General features: G+C 70.8%; 6 protein-coding genes. 5 read left to right on the top strand and 1 reads right to left on the bottom strand.

The window, feature by feature from the left end; translation table 11 throughout:
- Positions 1 to 222: 222 nt before the first annotated feature.
- Positions 223 to 957: a FadR/GntR family transcriptional regulator gene (locus ADK36_RS29405; protein ID WP_078950842.1), complete on the bottom strand. Its 735-nt coding sequence runs from the start codon at positions 955 to 957 to the stop codon at positions 223 to 225.
- 259 nt (positions 958 to 1,216) lie between these two features.
- On the opposite strand from ADK36_RS29405, the gene ADK36_RS29400 reads away from it, so the two are divergent.
- Genes ADK36_RS29400 through ADK36_RS29380 form a run of 5 tightly spaced genes read left to right on the top strand, consistent with a single transcriptional unit; the run spans position 1,217 to position 7,787 of the window.
- Positions 1,217 to 2,845 carry an ABC transporter substrate-binding protein gene (locus ADK36_RS29400; RefSeq protein WP_048585678.1) on the top strand — a complete coding sequence of 543 codons (1,629 nt, stop codon included), beginning with the start codon at positions 1,217 to 1,219 and terminating at the stop codon, positions 2,843 to 2,845.
- Positions 2,846 to 2,864: 19 nt separating this feature from the next.
- Complete coding sequence (locus tag ADK36_RS29395) at positions 2,865 to 3,824, top strand: ABC transporter permease (RefSeq protein ID WP_048585677.1); 960 nt, start codon at positions 2,865 to 2,867, stop codon at positions 3,822 to 3,824.
- A complete protein-coding gene (locus tag ADK36_RS29390; protein WP_048585676.1) occupies positions 3,821 to 5,809 on the top strand; it encodes a dipeptide/oligopeptide/nickel ABC transporter permease/ATP-binding protein in 1,989 nt (662 codons plus the stop codon). Before ADK36_RS29395 ends, ADK36_RS29390 begins: the two co-directional genes overlap by 4 nt.
- Positions 5,810 to 5,832: 23 nt before the next feature.
- The gene (locus ADK36_RS29385; protein ID WP_048585682.1) at positions 5,833 to 6,855 is read left to right on the top strand and encodes an oligopeptide/dipeptide ABC transporter ATP-binding protein; all 1,023 of its coding nucleotides are present in this window, start codon (positions 5,833 to 5,835) and stop codon (positions 6,853 to 6,855) included.
- On the top strand, positions 6,852 to 7,787 hold the full coding sequence (locus ADK36_RS29380) for a dihydrodipicolinate synthase family protein (RefSeq protein ID WP_048585675.1): 936 nt from the start codon (positions 6,852 to 6,854) through the stop codon (positions 7,785 to 7,787). The genes ADK36_RS29385 and ADK36_RS29380 overlap by 4 nt, the downstream gene beginning before the upstream one ends.
- Positions 7,788 to 7,860: the final 73 nt, after the last annotated feature.

Below are 7,860 nucleotides of genomic sequence, written 5' to 3'. Positions count from 1 at the left end.
CCCCGCCGCCCCTACCCGTCCCATCCCTGGGGGCTGCCGCCCCCAGACCCCCGCTGTCGGCCCTTCGGGCCTCGTCCTCAAACGCCGGACGGGCTGAAAGATCCAGCGGGGTCTGGGCGCGACCAGCCCCTTCCCGCCCGCACCCGAAAGACAACCGGGGTCGAAGGGGCGGAGCCCCTGGGATGGCACGGGTAGGGGCGGCGGGGGCGAGGGCACCCGGCGTCAGCCGAGCCCCCGTGCCCCCTGCCCCGCCCGCGCAGCGATCCCGCGGAAGTGCACCGACATCGCCCGCTGCGCCCCCTCCACGTCCCGCGCCCGCAGGGCCGTCACGATGTCACGGTGCCAACGGGCGGTGAGGTCGGGAGACGGGTCGTCGGCCCGCCCCCGGGCTCCGGAGACCCGCCGGAAGACAGTCCAGAACGCGGCCAGCAACTGCGGCACCAGGTCGTTGCCGAGCGAGGCGTACAGCAGCTCGTGGAACTCCCGGTCCAGGTCGGGAAAGGCCCGCCCCGCCCGCCCCGCCGCCTCCATCCGGGACACGACCGACTCCAGCCGGTCCAGCTCCCCCTCGGTCACCGTCGCCGCCACCCGCCGGATCAGCCCCTCCTCCAGCACCTCCCGCACCTGAAGGATCTCGGCGAGCGCCCCCGAGTCGTCATGGTCGTGCCGGGCGAGCGTGCGGAACGTCAACCCGTCGATCAGCGGCGTGAGAGAGGCCTGGCCGACATACGTCCCGTAGCCGTGCCGGATCTCCACGATGTCGAGGGCCTGGAGCGCCTTGAGCGCCTCGCGGACGGAGTTGCGGCTGACGCCGAGGTCCTCCATGAGCTCGGCCTCGGTGGGCAGGAGGGCCCCGGCCCGGAGCCTGCGGTCGATGATCAGCTGCATGACCTGGCGCTGAATCCGGCTGTTCGTGGACTCCTCGGACGGACGACTGTTCCTGGGCTGGCCGGGCATGCGGCGCATGGTACGCCCACCCGGACGTCCCACGTCCCATGTCTGCGGGATACCGACCTGACAGGGGGTCAACTCGCGCCATTTCACAGTGCCATTGGTCCGACCTGTGGCAGATGCGCCATTCGTGTGAGATCCCTTGACCGCCCCCACCACCCCACCTATGGTCGCGCTGACCGGGAGGACGTAGGACGTCGTATCTCCTCGCCGGAGCAGAGCACGAACCCATCGCCGGAGCACACACCCATCCGCTGGAGGACCCGTGCGCGACGTGACCCACGACGTGCCGGCGCTGCACCGCCGGTCGTTCCTGAAGTACTCCGGCGCGCTGGGCGCGGCGGCCGCCGTCTCCGCGTCGCTGTCGGCCTGTTCGTCGGGGCCCGAGTCCACGAACGAGACCGGCGGGGGCGGTGGCCGGGACCGGACGCTCACAGCGGTCATCGGCTACGGCAACGACGGCAGCTGGGACCCGACCCAGACCGCCTCAGCCTTCTGCATGGCCGCCAACAACCACATCTACGAGGGGCTCCTCGACACCGACCCGATCTCCCGGGAGCCGTACGCCGCGCTCGCCACCCAGGTGCCGGCCGACCCGAACGCCACCTCCTGGAAGTTCACCCTGCGCGCGGGCGCCAAGTTCCACGACGGCAAGCCGGTCACGGCCGACGACGTGGTCTTCGTCTTCGACCGGATCCTCGACCCGAAGACGCAGACCCTCGCCAAGGGGTTCTTCGCGAGCTGGCTGAGGGAAGTGCGGAAGATCGACGCCCAGAACGTCGAGCTGGTGCTCAAGTTCCCCTTCCCGGACGGGATCTCACGGCTCACCCTCGCCAAGATCATGCCGAGGCACGTCTTCTCCCAGCCGGGCGCCTGGGAGGACGCGATCAAGGGCAAGGCGATCGGCTCGGGGCCGTACCGGCAGACCGCGCACCATCCGAAGTCCAACACCACCTTCGAGGCGTTCGCCGACTACAACGGCCCGCGCAAGGCCGCCTTCAAGAAGATGAACTGGCTGACGATCGTGGACGCCGCGCCGCGCGTGGCCAGGATCTCGGGCGCCAGCGCCGGAGCGCAGATCGCGGACAACATCCCGTACGCCAACATCCGGCAGCTGGAGAGCGGCGGGCTCACGGTCGCGGGCGGTGCCGGCATGAACAACCTGTTCCTGATGTTCAACACCCAGCACAAGCCCTTCGACGACGTACGGGTCCGCCAGGCGCTGCACTACGCCATCGACACCGGCAAGATGATCGAGGTCGCCCTCAAGGGGCACGGGAAGGCGTCGAGCTCCTTCCTCAACGAGGCCAACCCCAGCTACCGGCGTGCGAAGACCGTCTACGACCACGACCCCGACAAGGCGAAGGCGCTGCTGAAGGAGGCCGGGGTCAGCGGGCTGGAGATCGAGATCCTGGCCGTCAACGTGAGCTGGATCGTGGACTGTCTGCCGACCATCAAGGCGTCCTGGGACGCCATCGGTGTCAAGACGACCCTGTCCCCGCAGGAGACGACCGCCGTCTTCACCAAGATGGACCAGAAGCAGGACTACCAGGTGGTCGCCGCGGCCTCGAACCCCAACCAGTTCGGCCTCGACGCCGACCTGATCATGCACTACAACTACGGCCCCGAGAACCTGTGGATGCAGTACACGCGGTGGTCCGGCAACTCCGTCGCCAAGGCGCTGTTCAAGGACATGGACCGGGCGACGCAGGAGGCGGACACCGAGAAGAAGAAGACGATGGTCCAGGACTACATCGACGTCGTCGCCGAGCAGGCCGTGCTCTACCCGGTCGTCCACAACGAGCTGATGACGGCCTGGAACCCGAAGCAGCTCACCGGCATAAGGGCACAGCCGTATCCCGGCATCAACCTCCTCCAGGCCAAGTGGGCCTAGCCACGACGGGAGTCCGGCCGTGATCACCGTCGTCAGGATCCTCGCCCGTCGTATCGCCCTGCTGGTGCCGCTGATGCTCGGCATCGTGCTGTTCGTGTTCCTGGTCATGCGGTTCTCGGACGTCGACCCGGCGTCCGCGTTCTTCCAGGGCGCGAACCCCACCGCCCAGCAGCTGCACGACTTCCGCGAGGAGAACGGCCTGCTGGATCCCCTCCCCGTCCGCTACGTCGCCTTCATCGGCGATCTGCTCCACGGCGACATGGGCATCAGCGCCCTGACCCGGGCGCCGGTCGTCGACCAGGTCATGACCGCGCTGCCGCTCACCCTCCAGCTCACCTTCCTGGGCCTGGGCATCGCGGTCGTGCTGTCGCTGCTCGGCGGGGTCACCGCGGCCATCTACCGTGACCGCCTCCCCGACCAGGTCATCCGGGTCGTGTCACTGACCGGGGTCGCCGCGCCCGGCTTCTGGCTGGCGCTGCTGATGATCCAGTACCTGGCCGTCGACCTCGGCTGGTTCCCGACCGGCGGCTACATCAACCCGGCCGACTCCTTCACCGGCTGGCTGAAGACCATGACCCTGCCCGCCCTCGCGCTGTCGCTGCCGGTGGCGGCGCAGCTGACCCGGATCGTGCGCACGGCGGTGGTGGAGGAGCTGGACAAGGACTACGTCCGCACGGCGATCGGCAGCGGGCTGCCGCCGCGGGTGGTGGTCGGGCGGAACGTCCTCAGGAACGCGCTCATCAACCCGCTGACCGTGCTGGGTCTGCGCGTCGGCTATCTCCTCGGCGGCGCGGTGGTCATCGAGACGATCTTCTCCCTCCCCGGGATGGGGAAGCTGATGATCGACGCCGTGAAGAACGGCGACCCGGCGGTCGTCCAGGGCGTCGTCCTGACGACGGCGACCGGGTTCGTGGTCGTGAACCTCGTCATCGACATCCTGTATCTGCTGGTCAACCCGCGCCTGCGGGAGGCGACGTGACGTTCCACCGCAAGCGCCTCGCCGAGGCACTGTCCCGGCCCGGCATCCGGCTGCGCGGCTGGCGGCGGCTGCCGCTGCTGTCGAAGGCCGCCGTCTGCTTCCTGGCCGTCGTGGTCCTGCTGGCACTGCTCGCGCCCCTGCTCGCGCCGCACGACCCGCTCGACCAGCAGGCTCCCGTCGACGGCACCGGACATCCCTCCGCCGACCACTGGATGGGCCAGGACAGCCTCGGCCGGGACATCCTCAGCCGGCTGATGTACGGCGCCCGCTGGTCGCTGGCGATCGGGCTCGGCGCGACCGGGCTCGCGCTGGTCGTGGGAGCGCTGCTCGGCGCGATCGCGGCGACCTCCCGCAAGGCGGTCGACGAGACGGTGATGCGCTGTCTGGACGTGGTCATGGCGTTCCCGGGCATCGCGCTCGCCGCCGTCCTGATCGCCGTCTTCGGCGGCGAGATCACCGTGCTGATCTGCGCGATCGCGTTCCTGTTCATGCCTCCGGTCGCGAGAGTCGTCCGGGCCAACGTCCTCGATCAGTACGGCGAGGACTATGTGACCGCCGAACGGGTCATCGGCGCCCGCACCCCGCACATCGTGCTCAGGCACGTCGCCGTCAACTGCGCGGCGCCCGTCCTCGTCTTCTGCACCGTGCAGGTCGCCGAGGCGATCGTCTTCGAGGCGTCCCTGTCCTTCATCGGCGCGGGCGTGCGGCCGCCGGACCCGTCGTGGGGCAGCGTCATCGCCGACGGCAAGAACATGGTCCTCACCGGGGGCTGGTGGGCGACCGTCTTCCCGGGCCTGCTGATCCTGATCACGGTCCTGTCGCTGAACATCCTCTCCGAGGGCGTCTCGGACGCGTGGGCGGCACCGTCGGCCCGCGAGGTCGACGTACGGGACGACGACGACCGGCTGGAGGCACCGGAGCCGGGCAGCGGTGAGGTGCTGCAGCTGCCGGGCCTGACGGAGGCGGCGGCGCGGCTGCGGGCACGGGCCCGCCCGCTGCCCCGGGGACAGCTGCCCGTGCTCGCCGTCGAGAACCTGGCGATCGGCTTCGAGGGCCGCCACGCCGGCGTGGACATCGTCGACGGCATCAGCTTCGAGGTGCAGCCGGGTGAGGTGCTGGGCCTGGTCGGCGAGTCGGGGTGCGGCAAGTCGCTGACGGCCCTCGCCGTGATGGGTCTGGAGCCGAAGGGCGCCCGGGTGCGCGGCCATGTCCGGTTCAACCAGCGGCAGTTGGTGGGCGAGCCGATGCGCGTGCGCCGCAGGCTGCTGGGCCACGAGATGGCGATGATCTACCAGGACGCCCTGTCGTCCCTGAACCCGGCGATGACGATCCGCGCCCAGCTCAAGCAGGTCGTACGCCGCGGCGGCCGCCGTACCCCCCACGAACTGCTGACGATGGTCGGCCTGGACCCCGAACGCACCCTGCGCAGCTACCCGCACGAACTCTCCGGCGGCCAGCGCCAGCGTGTTCTGATCGCCATGGCGCTGTCCCGCGACCCGAAGCTGATCGTCGCCGACGAGCCGACGACCGCGCTGGACGTCACCGTGCAGGCGCAGGTCATAGAGCTGCTGCTGAGGCTGCGGGAGGAGCTGGGCTTCGCCCTGATCCTGGTCTCGCACGACCTCGCGCTGATCGCGGACGTCACCGACCGGGTGGTCGTGATGTACGGCGGCCAGATCGTGGAGACCGGCGTGACCGCCGACCTGGTGGAGGCACCGGCGCACCACTACACGCGCGGCCTGCTCGGGAGTGTGCTCTCGCTGGAGTCGGCCCAGGAGCGGATGACGCAGATCAAGGGCGTGGTCCCGTCCCCGGCGGACTTCCCGGCGGGCTGCCGCTTCGCGGACCGCTGCCCGCTGGCGAGCGAGATGTGCCGGACGACGGCACCCGACCTGCTGGGAACCCCGACGCACACGGCGGCCTGCCATCACCCGGCGATCCTGCTGGCGCCGACGGACCGCGAGGAGAGCGGGGTCGTGCAGTGAACGTGAAGGCACCGGGTGGTCCGGTGGACGCGCTGGTGAAACTGTCGGACGCGCACGTCGTGCACAAGGCGCGCAGCGGCGGCCTGTTCACCCGGGACAAGGTGTACGCCCTGACCGGCGCCGATCTCACCATCGCGCCCGGCGAGACGGTGGGCGTGGTCGGCGAGTCGGGGTGCGGGAAGTCGACGCTGGCGAAGGTTCTGGTCGGGGTGCAGCGGCCGACGTCGGGCACGGTGTCCTTCGGGGGACGCGACCTGTGGGCCATGACCCCGGCCGAGCGCAGGACCGCGGTCGGCGCGGGAACCGGGATGATCTTCCAGGACCCGTCGACGGCACTCAACCGCCGCCTGCCGGTCCGGCAGATTCTGCGGGACCCACTGGACGTGCACGACCGGGGAACGAAGTCCCAACGTGAGGAACGCGTACGGGAGTTGATGTCCCTGGTCGGCCTGCCCCGCGCCCTCACCGACGCCCTCCCCGGCCAGCTGTCGGGCGGCCAGCGCCAACGCGTCGCGATCGCCCGGGCGTTGGCCCTGGACCCCGACCTGGTGGTGGCGGACGAGCCGACGAGCGCACTGGACGTGTCGGTCCGGGCCCAGATCCTGAACCTCCTCCTGGACCTCAAGGAGCGGCTGGGCCTGGCCCTGGTCTTCGTCTCCCACGACATCCAGACGGTGCGCCGGATGAGCGATCGCGTGATCACGATGTACCTGGGCCGGATCGTCGAGGAGGCCCCGGCGACGGGGGTCACCGACGGCTCCCGGCACCCGTACACCCGCGCCCTGTTCTCCGCGACCCCCGGTCTGCTGGACCCCATCGACCCGATCCCGCTGGCCGGCCCGGTGCCGTCGGCGACGCGGCCGCCGAGCGGGTGTCCCTTCCGGACGCGGTGCTGGAAGGCGGACGCAGTGTGCGCGGACGAGATGCCGGACTTCTCGGCCGCGTCGAGCCCGGAGCATCGTTACAGGTGCCACCATCCAGTGGAGGAGGGCGAGGCCACACGGGACCTCGTACGACAAAGTCACCATTCAAGGGAGCCTTCATGACGATCCCCACCCCGCTCACCGGTGTCGTCCCGCCCGTCTGCACGCCCCTGACACCGGACCGCGAGGTGGACGTCCCGTCACTGATCAGGCTGGTCGACCACCTGGTGGAGGGCGGGGTGCACGGCCTGTTCGTGCTCGGTTCGACGTCGGAGGTGGCGTATCTGACGGACCGGCAGCGCCGGCTGGTGGTGGAGACGGTGACGGGCCATGTGGGAGGCCGACTCCCCGTGCTGGCGGGCGTGATCGACATGACGACGCCGAGGATGCTGGACCACGTGGCCTCGGTGACGTCGGCGGGCGCGGACGCGGTGGTGGCGACGGCCCCCTTCTACACCAGCACCCACCCCGCCGAGATCACCCGCCACTACCGCCTGCTCGCGGCGGCCTCCCCGGTCCCGGTCATCGCCTACGACCTCCCGGCCTCCGTCCACACCAAACTCCCCGCCTGCGTGATCCTCGACCTCGCCGCCGAGGGCGCTTTGGCGGGCCTGAAGGACTCCAGCGGCGACCTCGCCGGCTTCCGCGAGGTCGTCACCGGCGCCCGCAACCGGCCCGACGTCCGGGGCTTCAGCGTGCTGACCGGCTCGGAACTCATCATCGACGCGGCCCTCGCGATCGGCGCGGACGGGGCGGTGCCGGGGCTGGCCAACGTCGACCCCCGGGGGTACGTCCGCCTCGACCGGCTGTGCCGGGACGGGGACCGGGAGGGGGCGCGGGCCGAACAGGAGCGGCTGTGCGCACTGTTCGGGATGGTGCGGGTCGGGGATCCGGCGCGGATGGGCGGGAGCTCGTCGGCTCTGGGGGCGTTCAAGGCGGCGCTGCAGCTGCGGGGGGTTATCGAGTGTGCGGTGACGGCGGAGCCGCAGGTGCCGTTGTCGTCGGAGGAAGTGGAGCGGGTGGGGAAGTTCCTCGCGGGGGCCGGGCTGCTCTAGCCGGCCCGGCCCCCGGTTCCCCCTGTTCCTCCCCCCCCTGGTCCCCCGTTCCCCCCGTCCTTCTCCTCCGGAC

The sequence above is a fragment of the Streptomyces viridochromogenes genome, from assembly GCF_001270495.1.
Lineage (GTDB): Bacteria > Actinomycetota > Actinomycetes > Streptomycetales > Streptomycetaceae > Streptomyces > Streptomyces viridochromogenes_A.
Note: the sequence above shows the minus strand (reverse complement) of the source record. Positions and strands in the feature narration are given on the sequence as shown.

Bases quoted from the DNA above. Each gene is read 5' to 3' on its own strand.
- ADK36_RS29405 (WP_078950842.1), bottom strand. From the start codon at position 957: ATGCCCGGCCAGCCCAGGAACAGTCGTCCGTCCGAGGAGTCCACGAAC.
- ADK36_RS29380 (WP_048585675.1), top strand. From the start codon at position 6,852: ATGACGATCCCCACCCCGCTCACCGGTGTCGTCCCGCCCGTCTGCACG.